Here is a 14,733-nt window from a genome sequence, read left to right on the forward strand (position 1 = left end):
AACCGGGCGACCGGAAGGCAGGTCAAAGGCGATCTGCCCCAAGGGGCGAGGCGATTTCAAGACCCGCCCTGGGACCCGAGCCTACTCTGCCCAGCCGGGTTTGCGCTTTTCGAGGAAGGCGCTGAGGCCCTCCTTGCCCTCATCGCTGACACGGCGGGCGGCAATGCGCTTGGCCGTTTCATGGCTCAGTGACTGGTCGATGGCGACGCCGGCGAAATCCTGTACCAGCCGCTTGCTGTCATGGATCGCGCCGGGCGCGGCCTTGCTCGCAAGGTCAGCCAGGTACTCTTCCATCTCCAGGAGGCCTTCATTTGTTTCGACCACATACTGGACGAGGCCAATGCGCTCGGCGAAGGCAGCATCAAAGCTTTCAGCGGACACGAAGAGGGCTTTTGCCCAGCGCGGACCGATGGCCGAAATCACGAAGGGACTGATCGTTGCCGGGGTCAGACCGAGCCGAACCTCTGAAAAGCGGAACTTGGTATCCTTCATGGCGACGGCCACGTCGCAGGCCGCGACCAGGCCCGCACCGCCTCCCATGACCGCGCCGTGCACCAGTGCCACCGTCATCTGCGGCAGGGCAGCAAGCTTGCGAAGCATCTCTGCCAGCTTGAAAGCGTCTTCCTCATTCTCATGGCGCGAATAGCTGGCTGCCGCCTTCATCCATTCAAGGTCAGCGCCAGCCGAAAAGCTCGGCCCGTTGCCGCGCAGAATGACCATGCGGATGGTCGTCTGCTCTGTAAGCGTCTCGATCGCGTCGGTCAGCTCTTCGATGACGATAGCGTTGAAGGCATTGTGCTTTTCCGGCCGGTTCAGCGTGATGACTGCGATACCGCCCGGGGTCGCATCGAGGGAAATGGTCTCGTAGGCCATGAATTTCTCCTGTGATCTGAAGATGACGTTAGGCCTGACGCGGCCGTTTTGGAATGGGCGTTAGCCGTCCTTTGCAGCCTGTCTGTAATGACTGTCGCGTCGGAGTGCCGGTTTCTCTACAAACCACCAGAGAAGAAAACTTGCGACCAGCGTCAGAAGCGCCGCGAGTACAAAGCCCATGGCAAGTCCTGCGGTCGCGAAGACACCAGCCATGATCAGCCCCTGAAGGATGGGGAAGTGGGTGATGTAGAGACCATAGCTGATATCGCCATAACGCGCGGCGTTGAGAACCGGGCCCGGCGCGAAGGCTGCCCATGCGATCAGGCCCGCGAGCCCTGCCGGGCGCAGTGGCTCCATAACTGGATGCAGTATGGATAACCCGAAGAGCGCCAACCCCATGAGACCAAGGCATCCCCTCTTCTGCTTCGCCTGTTCCCAAACGAGCCAGAGGCCCATTCCGCTCGCGAAGAATGCCATCTGGCCGGGCAGCTGGCGGGCAAGCTCTGGCGCCAGCGCGAGCAGTATCGGCGAGGCACCTGCTGCGGCGAGCGAGGGCTCAAGCAGGAGACGCCACGCTTCACCCGCAACGTAGAGACATACCAGCACCACCCATCGCACTTTGCCGGCCCGGCGCATCAGCCAGCCGATAAACGGGAGGGCGAGGTAGAACATGACCTCTACCTTCAGCGTCCACAGCGCGCCATTGACCGCTTCGAAACGCTGGCCGTCGAAAAGACCGGGAAGATCGGGCGCAAGGAAATTCAGGAAGACAAGATTGGCGGCGAGATAGCGAAGAATTCCACTGAAAGCGCCGGGACCGGCAACGATCAGGCTTACGAGCGCCGGAACCAAGATGATGACAGCATAAGCGGGATATAACCGCCGCACGCGTTTCTCTGCGTAATCGCCGAGCGAGTCCGAGCGCATCAACGACCCGAAGACGAGTGCTCCTGAAACGATGAAAAAGCCCTGGATGGAGATTTCAGCGAGCGCACCAAGCGACGTTTCCAAAAGCGCATCAGGCGCAATCGCGGTCAGCGCCACAGCGTGAAACACGGTCACACCGGCCGCGAAGACAAGTCGTAGAAGGTCGAAACGGTTCGCGGTCAGGGCACCAAACTCCACCTGAATGAACGAGATGATCGGGTGACATGGACCGGGGCTGCGCGCAAGCAAAAGGGGCCTGCACATGCAGGCCCCTTCACTGGTCTCATTGTCAGGACAGGCCCTAGTAGTCGGTGTCCACTTCCATGTCGGAATCATCCGTCATGTCGTCAGCAGCGGCTTCTTCCTTTACGGCCCAGGCTTCCTTGGCCTCTTCGTATTCTTCCTCGCTGACTTCACCGTCGTAATTGGCGTCAATCATTACGAATTTCTCGGTGGCCTCTGCCTCCGTTACGTCGCCATCAGCGGTCTTCCAGCTGACGAACTCCTCCTGAGAGATGGTTCCGCTGGCATCGGTGTCGACGTCGCCAAAGGCGCCGATCTCACCTGCAGAGGCTGCGAGGGCACCTGCGGCTGCGGCACCGGCGAAAACAATTGCAAAGCGTTTCATAACTTACTCCTTTTTTGCGATCTCATTCTGAGATGCGAAAAGAAGACGCCTGACGCGTAAGGGTGGATGCGTTACAAGGCAGTTAGATGTCTATGTGAAAACCGTATCGCAGATGAATGCCATATAAATCAGCGCTCAGGCCCGCTTATTAAGCTTCTGACAGGTCGGCAGACTACATGCGGAACACGCCAAACCCACGTTCACCCATCGGCGCATTCAAGGCTGCGGCCAATGAGAGACCAAGCACGCGGCGCGTGTCGGCAGGGTCGATAATGCCATCGTCCCACAGGCGCGCGGTCGAGTAATACGGGCTGCCCTCGGCCTCATACGCCTCGCGGATCGGCGTCTTGAAGGCTTCCTCATCCGCCGCGTTCCATTCCTCACCGCGCCGCTCCATACCGTCGCGTCGGACCGTTGCCAGAACGGAGGCCGCCTGTTCGCCGCCCATGACGGAGATGCGAGCATTGGGCCACATGAACAGGAAGCGTGGGCTGTAGGCCCGGCCGCACATACCGTAATTGCCTGCGCCGAAGCTGCCGCCCGTCACGACCGTGAATTTCGGGACCGACGCTGTAGCCACGGCCGTCACCATCTTGGCGCCGTCCTTGGCGATACCGCCTGCCTCATACTTGGAGCCCACCATGAAGCCGGTGATATTCTGCAGGAAGACAAGTGGGGTGCGGCGCTGGTCAGCCAGTTCGATGAAGTGCGCCGCCTTCTGTGCGCTTTCAGAAAACAGGATGCCGTTATTGGCGAGGATCGCGACTGGCATGCCATAGATGTGCGCAAAGCCGCAGACGAGTGTGTCGCCGTAAAGCTGTTTGAACTCATGGAATTCAGACCCGTCGACGGTGCGGGCAATCACTTCGCGCGCATCGTAAGGTTCGCGTACATCGCGCGGGACGAGGCCATGGAGCTCTTGCGGATTATAGAGTGGCTCACGCGGGTCAGTGAAGCCAACCGTGTCAGGCTTTGGCTGGTGCAGCGTACGCACGATCGAACGAACGATGGCCAGCGCATGCTCATCGCTTGCCGCATAATGGTCAGCAACGCCCGACTTGCGCGCATGGACGTCTGCGCCGCCAAGGTCTTCAGCAGAGATCTCTTCGCCGGTCGCGGCTTTGACGAGCGGTGGGCCGCCGAGAAAGATTGTACCCTGCTTGCGGACAATGATGGTCTCATCCGACATCGCCGGGACATAGGCGCCGCCCGCCGTGCAAGAGCCCATCACCGAGGCGATCTGCGGAATGCCCTTCGCGCTCATCTGCGCCTGATTGTAGAAGATGCGTCCGAAATGCTCGCGGTCCGGGAAGACTTCAGCCTGGTGCGGCAGGTTCGCGCCGCCGCTATCGACCAGATAGATACAGGGAAGGTGGTTCTGCATCGCAATTTCCTGCGCGCGCAGATGCTTCTTAACCGTCATCGGGAAATAGGCGCCGCCTTTGACCGTTGCATCGTTGCAGACGATCATGCATTCGCGGCCTTCAACGCGTCCGATACCGGTGATGATGCCAGCGCCGGGCGCCTCATCATCATACATGCCATTGGCAGCCAATGCGCCGACCTCAAGGAAAGGGGCACCCGGATCAATGAGGCGCTCGACCCGCTCTCGGGGGAGTAGCTTACCACGTTCTGTATGACGCTGACGCGCGCGCTCAGGACCGCCCAATGCCGCATTTGCGCTCTTATGCCTTAGCTCTTCGAGCAGGGCTTCCATGCCCTGCCTGTTCGACGAGAATTTTTCGCCAGAAGTGTCGAGCGTAGATTTCAGTACGGGCATTGGCCCTCCCGGAGACTGTTTCTTGCAGACCTACCGCCGGTCGCGGGCAATGTCATCCCGCAGCGGTAACCAGACTGACATAAATCCCGGCCTATAACATGCCGCAGAGAGGCCTTTTCATAGCCACTCGCAGGGAACACACTGTGCGGCAGATGAGTCTCGATATTGCGCCAACGCTGAAGTCGATCCCCTTCCTGGGTGATGTGCCCAAACGTGCCTTGAGAGCCGCTGGGCGCGAAGCCAGATGGTTCGCCCTGCCCGCCGGGTGGGAACTGTTCAAGGCTGGCGATATTTCGGAGTCGATCTATTTCGTCCTGTCCGGATCGCTCGGCGCCTTCCGGACAATGCCGGACGGACGCTCGGATTTTCTTGGTCACATACGCGCCGGCGAGCCAGTGGGTGAGATGGCGCTATTTGAAGGCGCCGCCGATATGGATGGCGACGGCCTCGCTGATAACGCCCCGCACACCAGTTCTGTCTACGCCCTGCGCGACTCTGAGATCCTGGAAATCTCCCGTAAGGGTTTCGAGCGGATTACAAAAGCTGATCCGGACATCCTGACGTCGATGATCCAGGTCATGCTGACCCGGCTGCGGGAAGGCCGCAAACCGAACAAGCGTAACGCGCCAAAGGTTTTCGCCCTTGTCGCAACGTCTCCAACGATCGACCTGAAGCTTCGCGCAGAGGCGCTTGAAGCATCCCTTGCCCGCTTCGACATGAAGTGCCGCATCATTGAGGAGACCGAGGGCCGCGACAAGCCCACCGGGTACTTCGATGAGCTGGAAGCCAATAATGACATCGTAATGCTGGTGACTTCGGTCGGCGACTCGTCCTGGTTCCGGCTTTCGACCCGGCAGGCAGACCGCGTCTGGGTGTTTGGCCGTGCCGATGCCCGCCCATCAAAACCGCTCATGCCGTCTCATGATTCACCAGCCAGGGCACTCCAGCTGGTCGATATCATTCTCCTCCATCACAATTCAGAACGACAGGCCTCGCATCCATCCGAGTGGCTGGAAGCGTCCGGCGCCGCGAGACTGTTTCACTGGAAGGGGCTCGACAAGCATAGCTGCGATCGTCTGGCCCGGGTCATGGCAGGTCGCTCAACGGGCATCATACTATCGGGCGGCGGCGCGCGCGCTTATGCTCATATCGGCGTCATTCGCGCCATTCGGGAAGCGGGCATTCCGATCGATTTTGCAGGTGGTGCCTCTATGGGTGCCGTTGTCGGGGCCTGTGTCGCGATGGGCTGGGATGACGACGAAATCGACAGGCGGATCCGCAAGGCTTTCGTAGAGACCAATCCACTCGGCGACTTCAGTCTGCCTGTCATCTCCATGGTAAAGGGTCGACGGGTCAATCGGCGCCTTGAAGAACATTTTGGCGATGTGGATATCAGCGAGCTGCACATCCCTTTCTTTGCCGTGTCGACCAATCTCTCGGATGGTACATACAGGGTCCATCGCAAGGGACAGTTACGCACCGCCTTGCGCGCAACGATCTCCCTGCCGGGAATATTACCGCCCGTGGTCCACAATGGCGAAGTCCTGGTTGATGGGGCTGTGCTGAACAATTTCCCCACTGACGTCATGCGTGAGCTTCACCGCGGCATGGTAATCGGGTCGGATGTCGCCCGGGCACCTGAGGGCCTGAATGCAGACGACTTTGTCAATCCGCCAAATTTCTTCCAATGGGTCTGGAGGCATGGCTTTTCGTCGGCTCCGCCAATTGCTGGCCTGCTGATGCGGTCGGCGACGCTGAACGTGAACCCGAATGCCGGGCGTGATCTGGCCGACATGCTCATCGTGCCTGAACTACGCGATATCGAGTTACGGGACTGGACAGCCTATGACGAAGCTGTCGAGGCTGGATACGAAGCCGCCCGCAAGGCCCTTGCGAGCGGCTCCCTCCACGAATTTTGCTTCGGCTCAAAGCCCGGTGCCAATCATAGCGACCGGAGCGTTGATCTGAAGCCCGTCTAACTGGCGTGAGCGCTAGGCCACCTCGTCCCATTCAGGCGCCCAGCTTGGATCAATCAGGCGATGATTATTCGCCTTGAGCGCCGTAATCCGCCCCATCTCCTCAGCTGACAGTTCGAAGTCATGAACATCATTATTCTGGCGCAGATGCTCTGGCGAAGAAGAGCGGGGGATAGTGATGACACCCGGCTGTTGGGTGAACCAGCGGATCACGACCTGTGCTGGCGTCTTGCCGTGGGCGTCGCCAATTTCTTTCAGGATCTCGCTGTCAAAGACCTGCCCCTGCGCCAGCGGCGAATAGGCAGTGACTGAGGTCCCGATGGCATGGGCTGCTTCGAGCACCGGAGTCTGGTTGATGAATGGGTGGTATTCGACCTGATTGGTCAGGATGGGTGCCTTGGAAAACTTTACCGCCTGCCCAAGCTGATCGACCGTGAAGTTCGACACGCCGATATTCTTCGTCAGCCCCCTGTCGCGGACCTCGTTCAGCGCGCTGAGACTTTCTTCCAGCGGCACATCGTCATTGGGCCAGTGAAGCAGGATCAGGTCGACATAGTCCGTGCCGAGCTTGCTCACGCTCTTTTCGACTGACTTCTGGAGGTCGCCATCCTTGTATTCGGTCATCCAGACCTTGGTGGTCACCCACAAATCTTCCCGCGGCAGCTGGGCATTTGCGATCCCCCGCCCAACGTCTTTTTCGTTCTCGTAGGCCTGCGCGGTGTCGATCATCCGGTAGCCTGCCTCGATGGCCTTGGAGACACACTCCTGCGCGGTCTCGCCTTTGAGCTTCCAGGTCCCGAACCCGATCGCGGGAATATCAACGCCAAAATGTTTGGTGGTCAGGGTCATGACTGTCCTTTCGTGCCTGTTTCAATCGCTTGAAAAAGCAACGAGACGTCGGTGGGCAGGTTCCGCCGGCCGGGGTATCACGACTGGTTGAGACCCAGCTCCCGCTGCAACTTCTTGGTGAGGCCGAGCGACACCAGCCGATAACTCTCGCGCAGATAGTCTTTCAGGGCTTCATCATCGACGGCCTCGTCAGAAAAGCGCTGGATCCACTTCATCCCACGCGAGGCGAGATGCGGCGCGCCCTGGCAGCCCGGCTGTTCTTTCAGGATATCAAAGGCGAGGTCTGAGACCTTGAAGCTACAGCGAAAACCACCGTCCTTGTTTTCACCCGCAATGGCAAAAACCTTCCCCGCGACTTTCCAGACATGACTGCCGCCCCATTGCACCACATGAGTGGTATGCGCGAGCTCACCGCAGAACGCGTTGTAGCTTTCGATATCCAACCGGTTCTCCCCTTTGGGAGAGATACCTGCTCAGCGCGCTTCCAGCAACACAACGGCGAACAGACCTTTGGCGTCCGTCCATTTGCGGGTCAGCTCCCAACCCGCACTTTCCGCCATTTCAGCAAATCGGTCGAGTGCAATCTTGCGGGAGTTTTCCGTGTGGATTGTCTCGCCCTCTTCGAACTTGAAGGTCCGGCCAGCGACCTCGACGCTTTGCGCTTTCAAGCTGCGAAGATGCATCTCGATACGGCTATCGGCGCTGTTCCAGCGAGCTTCGTGCTCGAAGCTGTCCAGATCGAAATTGCCGCCAAGCTCACGGTTGATCCGGCGCAGCAGGTTCAGATTGAAGTCTGCGGTCACACCCTTGGCGTCATCATAGGCGGGCACGAGGATGTCAGGCGATTTCGGCTGGTCGAGGCCGATGATGAAGCATGCACCATCGCCAAGGTCTTCGCGCGTCGTACGCAGGAAACTGTCGATATCCTTGTCCAGCAGGTTGCCCATTGTCGAACCGGGGAAAAAGCCGGCGCGCCGGCCGCCCCCGCTTGGCAAATTGCTTCCCAGATTCGTGTCCATGAAGTCCGCTGCCACCGGATAGACATCCAGATCGCCGTAAACCGACTTCAGCTCGTCAGCGGCGCCTTTTAAATGCTCAGACGAGATATCGACCGGCACGAACGCCTTCGGGCGTTCCAGCGCGTCAAGGAGAATGCGGACTTTCAGCAGGCTACCAGCGCCATACTCCACGATCACGGCATCCGGCCCGATCGCTTCAGCTATAGCTGCGGCCTGCTCATTGAGTATAGTGAGCTCGGTTCGGGTCGGATAATACTCATCAAGCTCTGTAATATCGTCGAAGAGACGAGAGCCGCGCGCATCATAGAGCCAGCGGCTCGGGACCGTTTTCTGGTCGCGTGCAAGGCCTGTCAGAACATCCTGCAGAAATGGGTCAATTCCAGAGCCGTCCATCATGCATTCCTCGCAAGTCTGACGCCGCAGAATTGCCAGCGTTTGTCGGGGTGAAAGAAGTTTCGATACGTCGAACGGATATGGTCTGGCGGGGTTAAGCAGGACCCTCCGCGCAGAACCATCTGGCCGCTCATGAATTTGCCATTGTATTCGCCAACCGCACCTTCAGGGGCTTCAAAGCCCGGATACGGAAGGAAGGAACTCGCTGTCCATTCCCAGACATCGCCGAAAAGGCTGCTAAGACCTTCGCTTGACTGAAGTGCAGGGCTCAGGCGGCCTGTCCCGGCGTCGTTGCCAACAAGATCATGGCCTCTGGCCGCTGTTTCCCATTCCGCTTCGGTTGGCAGGCGCACGCCAGCCCAGCTTGCATAGGCATCGGCTTCATAGAAACTCACATGTGTGACAGGCGCTTCGAGGTCGACCGGCTGGGCACCTCGCAGCGTCATCGTCCACCAGGCGTCGTCCTTGCGGTGCCAGTAGAGCGGCGCCGTCCAGCCATTCGACTGGATGCAGGCCCAGCCATCGGAAAGCCAGTGGCCTGGCGCCTGATAACCGCCATCCTCGATAAACGTCATCCATTCACCATTGGTGACGGCGCGGCCAGCGAGTTCAAAAGGTTCCAGATACTGCTTGTGGCGTGGCCCTTCGCAATCATAGTAAAAGCCATCGCCCTCATGCCCGATCTCGACAAGACCGCCTTCGAAACGGTGCCAGTCGAGCGGCTTCGCGCGCCCCGCCATAAGTCGCGGTTCGGAGGCGCGGTAAGCTGGTTGCAGAGGGTTCTGGCTCAGCAGGTGAAGGATGTCCGTGAGAAACAGCTCCTGATGCTGCTGTTCGTGATGAAGGCCGAGCGTGACGAGCTCCGCGACTTCAGACGACACATCGCCAGATAGAAGTTCCACCATGTTGCGGTCGACGTGCTTCCGGAAGTCCATCACTTCATCAAGCGTCGGGCGCGTCAGCATTCCCCGGCGCGGCCGCGGGTGACGCTCACCAACAGCATCGTAGTAGGAATTGAAAAGGTATTCGAACGTTTCGTCGAACACCCCGTAACCTGAAAGGTGCGGTTTCAGAACGAAACATTCAAAAAACCAGGTTACATGAGCCAGATGCCACTTTGCCGGGCTGGCGTCTTCCATCGACTGAACCGTCGCATCAGCATCAGACAGCGGCTTGGCGAGGTCTCTCGAATAGGCTCGCACACGTTCAAAGGCTGGCAGCAGGCCGGTTTTGGCCTTAGAGGCGCCTTGAGGGCTTGCTGAGAGCATCGCGCGCTCCTTTTGGCTGGCAACTTTTGTCTAACAAACAACTATAGCGCGTGTTCCCGACGACAATGTGTCAGCCGCAAATCGGCGATCCCCCGGTCTCGCCATACATGGTCAGTTCGACCGGACAGCAATAGTGGCTACAGGTTCATCAACCCGTTGTTAAATCTCGGTCCGCCATGGTTACACGAAGGTAATATCCGAACCAATTACACGCCGGGGTGGCTATGCGCTCGAACATTTTCGACAAACTCCCGATACTGGTCTGTGAAGTGGCACCCGTGCGTGATGAGCGCGGCGAAATCATCGATCTGGAATGGATCGATGCGAACGACCTGATGAATGCATCCATTCTGCCTGACGGTGGCAGCATCGTGGGTATGCGGATATTTGAGTTCGATCCGTCCTACCGCGACTCCGAAATGGTCAAAGCCCTTCTGGAATGCCTGGAAACAGGACAGCAGGGCACCCTCGTCACCCAGCAGGGCCGGGCGGCGAAGATGCTCAACAAGATCATGAAGACGAGCCTCATCTCGACGGAACGGGGCGTCCTATGTTGCTCCCACGAGATTACCGACATCGCGCAGCAACGTGATGAGGCCAAGGAGCAGGCCGAATTGCTTCGTCTCGCCTGTGACCGCGCGCTACATGGCATCGCAATAGCCGCGCACGATGGCGCCCTCCTCTATATGAACCCGGTTCTGGAAGCACTTTCGGAGCGGACATTCAACGAAGTCGCGGGCCAGCACATCGATACTCTCATGGGGACAGGACAGGCGCGCCGCAGCAAGGAGCTCCAGCAGAAGCTCTCCAGCGGCGCGGTCATGCAGCATGTTTCAGACGGAGAAATGCTGACACCGTCGGGCAACCGCATCCGCCTTTCCATCGCGCTGAATACCGCCTTTCTTCCCGGCGATACCGACCCGGTCTACATCCTGCACATTCAGGATGTCCGCGAAGAACGCCGGAAAGCGCACGAACTTCGTGACGCGCTGCACCGTGCCGAACAGGCAACGCGCATGAAGTCGGAATTCCTGGCCAATATGAGCCACGAGATCCGCACGCCGCTCAATGGCGTGCTTGGCATGGCCCAGACTCTCGTTCACGGCGACCTGACCAACGTACAGCGCGAACAGGTGTCCATTATTCTGGATTCAGGCCGCGCCCTGATGGTGTTGCTCAATGACATTCTCGATCTTTCAAAGATTGAGGCAGGCAAACTTGAAATAACGCCGGTCGCGAGCGACCTCCGGCACAAGCTGAGCAGCCTGTTCAAATTGCACGAAGCGCTTGCCGAGGAAAAAGGCATCAAGCTGAAGCTCTTCGTGCACCCCGACGTGCCGTCCAGCCTGATTTTCGATCCGGTTCGCCTGCGTCAATGCGTCGGGAATCTCATCTCCAACGCAATCAAGTTCACCGAGCAGGGCGAGGTGATGATCGTCGTGTCGAGTGCTCCCGGTGAGGATGAAGAGACGCAGCGTGTCACGATCCATGTATCTGACACCGGCTGTGGTATTGCCGAAAACAAACTGGACAAGATCTTCGACAGCTTCTCGCAGGAAGACGGTTCGACGACCCGCAAGTTTGGTGGCACCGGCCTTGGCCTGTCGATCACGCGCAAACTAGCCCAGATGATGGGCGGCGATGTTTCCGTGGTCAGCCAACAAGGGCGCGGCTCGGTGTTCACTCTCACTTTCGCGGCGCAGGATGTGTCTACGCCATACAGCCATCTAAACACGAAGACGGTACAGATTCGCGAGCCGCGACCACGCACAAGCCTCTCCGGTTGCCGGGCGCTGGTTGTGGACGACAATGCGATCAATCTTCGCGTCGCGAAGACCTTTCTGGAGCATTATGATGTCGAGGTTACACTGGCGAATGATGGCAATGAGGCGCTCGACAAGCTAAGCCATCAGCCTTTCGACATTGTTCTGATGGACATCCACATGCCGAGCCTGGATGGCGCAGAAGCCTTCCGGCGCCTGCGCATGTCGGCAAGCCCGAACCGGCTCATCCCCGTCCTCGCACTGACGGCGGATTCCATGGCAGGCGACCGTGAGCGTTACCTTGGAATGGGCTTTGACGGTTATGTCTCGAAACCAATTGATGAGCGCTCGCTGATTTCAGCGATGGGCCAGGTGCTCAGCGTCCAGTCCTCAAACGACAGGCTGCAAGCGGCGATCTAGTCGCCGCCGCCTGGTATCAGGCTGTCTCGCCAAAAAGCTCGCGTCCGATGAGCCAGCGACGGATTTCAGACGTCCCTGCCCCGATTTCGTATAGCTTCGCGTCGCGCAGCAGGCGTCCGGTCGGATACTCATTGATGTAGCCATTGCCACCGAGCAGCTGGATCGCGTCGAGCGCGAGCTTCGTTGCCATTTCAGCTGCATAGAGGATCGCGCCAGCTGCATCCTTGCGCGCTGTTTCGCCCCGGTCGCAGGCCTTTGCCACCGTATAGACATAAGCTTTTGCGGCGTTCATCTGGACATACATGTCGGCGAGCTTGCCTTGAACAAGCTGGAACTCGCCAATCGATTGGCCGAACTGCTTACGGTCATGAACGTAAGGGATCACCACGTCCATACAGGCCTGCATGATACCGGTCGGCCCCGCCGCCAGCACAGCGCGCTCATAGTCGAGGCCACTCATCAGGACTTCGACGCCGCCATTGAGCGGGCCCATGATGTTCTCTTCGGGCACTTCGCAGTCTTCGAAGACCAGCTCACCGGTCTCCGACCCGCGCATGCCCAGCTTGTCGAGTTTCTGGGCCACGGAAAAGCCCTTCATGCCGCGCTCAATGATGAAGGCGGTAATGCCACGAGACTTCTTGTCCGGCTCTGTCTTGGCATAGACGATCAGCGTGTCAGCGTCAGGCGAATTGGTGATCCACATCTTCGAGCCGTTGAGGATGTACCGGTCCCCCTTCTTCTCGGCCTTGAGCTTCATCGAGACGACATCGGAGCCTGCGCCGCTCTCGGACATGGCAAGGCCACCAAGATGCTCACCGGTCACGAGTTTCTCGAGATAGCGCTTCTTTTGCTCGTCCGTGCCCCAGCGGCGAAGCTGGTTCACGCAAAGGTTCGAATGCGCCCCGTAAGAAAGGCCCACAGAGGCTGACGCACGGGAAATTTCTTCCATGGCGACGACGTGTTCGAGATAGCCGAGGCCGCTACCGCCCCACTCTTCCTCGACAGTAATGCCGAGGAGGCCAAGCTCACCCATTTTCGGAAGAAGGTGGCGCGGAAAGACGTCAGTGCGGTCAATTTCTGCAGCCAGCGGAGCGACGTGATCAGCGGCAAAACTTTTCACCGTATCGCGGATCATGTCGGCGGTTTCGCCAAGATCGAAGTTCAGCGTGGGATATGTGTTCGGGATCATGGCGTTGATGTAGCCAAGATTGCCCAGATTGCCAATGCGGCGAATGCCCCTTTGTAGGGCCTAGTCTTTCTTCTTCTTGCCCGGGAAGATTGCCTTGAAGCAGTAGTAAGCCATCACGACAAACACCAGACCACCGAGAAGCATGAGGAATGGTGGCAGATAGGCCATCAGCTCCGTTTCGTCCTGGCGTTCCATGCCGAACCAGCCGAACTCGCCGGCGCCACCATAGGTGAACAGGCCGGCCCCAACGAGGGCGAGCACGCCAAACAACAGCGTCTCCAGCGGGCCTTCCTTGGTCTCATCATCGTCTTCGCGGCCTTCAGAAAGCCAGACATCGGACGGGCGAAGATCGTCGATCAGAATACGGCCGAGCTCGTCCTTGTATTCGCCTTCTTCGACGTCATCAGCTTCCTCAACCGTAAGCGGCTCGGAAACGATGTCGAAGTCTTCGGTTTCAAGCGTTTCGGTACGACGCTCGGTTTCCGGCTGCTCGTCCTCTTCGCTTTCGACCGTTTCTTTCTCGTCGCCGGAAACTGCTTCGGCCTCGACGATGTCGGCGTCTTCAATAGAGTCGCGCTCGTCTGCTTCTTCGTTTGCCGCTGGTGCAGCTTCTTCGGTCTCTTCAGGCTTAACTTGCGCCGAAGGCGGTACGATCAGGTCGAACGGAGAGGTTTTCTTTGCCGGAGCTTCTTCAGTTGGCTCTTCTTCGACATCATTCGCAGCGCTGATCGTATAGACTGACTTGTTGTCGTCTTCGGTGTCTTCGGCCGCGACCTCAGGCTCAGCGTCCTGCTCGTCAGGCGAGGCTTCTTCGACCTCCAGGTCACCTTCAGCTTCGCGTTCCGCCGCCGCTGTGCCGGCGAGCGCAGAAACGGCAGCGCGAATATCGTCGACGCTTTTCTCATCATCTTCACGCGCACCGTCGAGATCAGTCTTGAGCTCTGCCGCTTCACCATCGCCTTGGTCTTCCTCTTCACCAAGGATACGGGTCAGGCGGTCTTTAACATGACGGGCGGCAGCTTCAGTGGAGATTTCTTCGTCGATCTGGTCGTTGGCCGGGTTGCCCGGCACCTGGAACGCCATCTGCACCTGTTTGCGATAGCGGTCAGTTTCTTCGATATCGACAAGTGGACGGAAATGGCTGCTGGAGGCGTGCGGAACCGGACCATCAATCTTGAGGAACAGCGCCTTCTCGTCGGCGCGGCGGCGAACAAGTGGATCTACGACCATGTCACGCTGGCCGACGCGGGCCTTGCGCCAGCTCTCCATCGCCCAGGCGGCCTTGAGCTTGTTTCCTGCATTGATGCTGGCCAGAACGTCAGAACTTTCGAACTGCACAAGCCCGATGTTGAATGCAAACGAAACAAGGGCGTCGAATTCATTTTGCGACACCGGCACGAGCAGCAGCTGGTTAAGCGCTTCCTCGATTGGCGGCAGGTCAAACTCAGACAGGATGGCCTTGGCTTCAGTTTCCGTAATTTTCAGTCCTTCACGCGCTGCCTTGGTGTGGCCATAGCCAATCACCCAGCGCCCGTCCGGCAGTTTGCGGGACTCTGGACGAAACCCCTCATAGGCCATGATGAGCTTGAGACCCGCGTCTGATGTACGAAGTTCTGACACAGTAAATTGCTCCAAACCGATACAATGC

The 14,733-nt window shown here is 58.7% G+C and carries 12 protein-coding genes; 2 read left to right on the top strand and 10 right to left on the bottom strand.

Going from position 1 to position 14,733, the window contains the following annotated elements:
* Window positions 1-81: 81 nt before the first annotated feature.
* The 4 genes from O4G74_RS09715 to O4G74_RS09730 all read right to left on the bottom strand — a co-directional run bounded on the left by O4G74_RS09715 (window position 82) and on the right by O4G74_RS09730 (window position 4,208).
* Window positions 82-873, bottom strand: coding sequence for an enoyl-CoA hydratase-related protein (locus O4G74_RS09715; RefSeq protein ID WP_269402410.1), 792 nt, complete (start codon window positions 871-873; stop codon window positions 82-84).
* A gap of 60 nt (window positions 874-933) precedes the next feature.
* Entirely contained in the window at window positions 934-2,064 is a 1,131-nt protein-coding gene (locus O4G74_RS09720) for an acyltransferase family protein (RefSeq protein ID WP_269402411.1), read from the bottom strand.
* Between the two features lie 37 nt (window positions 2,065-2,101).
* Entirely contained in the window at window positions 2,102-2,428 is a 327-nt protein-coding gene (locus O4G74_RS09725) for a hypothetical protein (RefSeq protein ID WP_269402412.1), read from the bottom strand.
* Window positions 2,429-2,600: 172 nt separating this feature from the next.
* Window positions 2,601-4,208, bottom strand: coding sequence for a carboxyl transferase domain-containing protein (locus tag O4G74_RS09730; RefSeq protein WP_269402413.1), 1,608 nt, complete (start codon window positions 4,206-4,208; stop codon window positions 2,601-2,603).
* Window positions 4,209-4,360: 152 nt separating this feature from the next.
* Between O4G74_RS09730 and O4G74_RS09735 the strand changes: the two genes are divergently transcribed.
* Window positions 4,361-6,187: a patatin-like phospholipase family protein gene (locus tag O4G74_RS09735; RefSeq protein ID WP_269402414.1), complete on the top strand. Its 1,827-nt coding sequence runs from the start codon at window positions 4,361-4,363 to the stop codon at window positions 6,185-6,187.
* Window positions 6,188-6,199: 12 nt separating this feature from the next.
* On the opposite strand, the gene O4G74_RS09740 is transcribed toward O4G74_RS09735, so the two are convergent.
* The 4 genes from O4G74_RS09740 to egtB form a co-directional block, all read right to left on the bottom strand.
* Window positions 6,200-7,033 (bottom strand): aldo/keto reductase, encoded by an 834-nt coding sequence (locus O4G74_RS09740; protein WP_269402415.1) that lies wholly within the window; start codon window positions 7,031-7,033, stop codon window positions 6,200-6,202.
* 77 nt (window positions 7,034-7,110) lie between these two features.
* On the bottom strand, window positions 7,111-7,476 hold the full coding sequence (locus tag O4G74_RS09745) for an MmcQ/YjbR family DNA-binding protein (RefSeq protein WP_269402416.1): 366 nt from the start codon (window positions 7,474-7,476) through the stop codon (window positions 7,111-7,113).
* A gap of 30 nt (window positions 7,477-7,506) precedes the next feature.
* A complete protein-coding gene (gene egtD / locus O4G74_RS09750; RefSeq protein WP_269402417.1) occupies window positions 7,507-8,448 on the bottom strand; it encodes an L-histidine N(alpha)-methyltransferase in 942 nt (313 codons plus the stop codon).
* Window positions 8,445-9,713: an ergothioneine biosynthesis protein EgtB gene (gene egtB / locus O4G74_RS09755; protein WP_269402418.1), complete on the bottom strand. Its 1,269-nt coding sequence runs from the start codon at window positions 9,711-9,713 to the stop codon at window positions 8,445-8,447. Before egtB ends, egtD begins: the two co-directional genes overlap by 4 nt.
* 224 nt (window positions 9,714-9,937) lie before the next feature.
* Between egtB and O4G74_RS09760 the strand changes: the two genes are divergently transcribed.
* Window positions 9,938-11,896 carry a PAS domain-containing hybrid sensor histidine kinase/response regulator gene (locus O4G74_RS09760; protein WP_269402419.1) on the top strand — a complete coding sequence of 653 codons (1,959 nt, stop codon included), beginning with the start codon at window positions 9,938-9,940 and terminating at the stop codon, window positions 11,894-11,896.
* 16 nt (window positions 11,897-11,912) lie between these two features.
* On the opposite strand, the gene O4G74_RS09765 is transcribed toward O4G74_RS09760, so the two are convergent.
* On the bottom strand, window positions 11,913-13,085 hold the full coding sequence (locus tag O4G74_RS09765; protein WP_269402420.1) for an isovaleryl-CoA dehydrogenase: 1,173 nt from the start codon (window positions 13,083-13,085) through the stop codon (window positions 11,913-11,915).
* A gap of 60 nt (window positions 13,086-13,145) precedes the next feature.
* On the bottom strand, window positions 13,146-14,705 hold the full coding sequence (locus tag O4G74_RS09770; protein ID WP_269402421.1) for a lysozyme: 1,560 nt from the start codon (window positions 14,703-14,705) through the stop codon (window positions 13,146-13,148).
* Window positions 14,706-14,733 lie beyond the last annotated feature (28 nt).

It is taken from the genome of Henriciella marina (assembly GCF_027213945.1).
Lineage (GTDB): Bacteria > Pseudomonadota > Alphaproteobacteria > Caulobacterales > Hyphomonadaceae > Henriciella > Henriciella marina_A.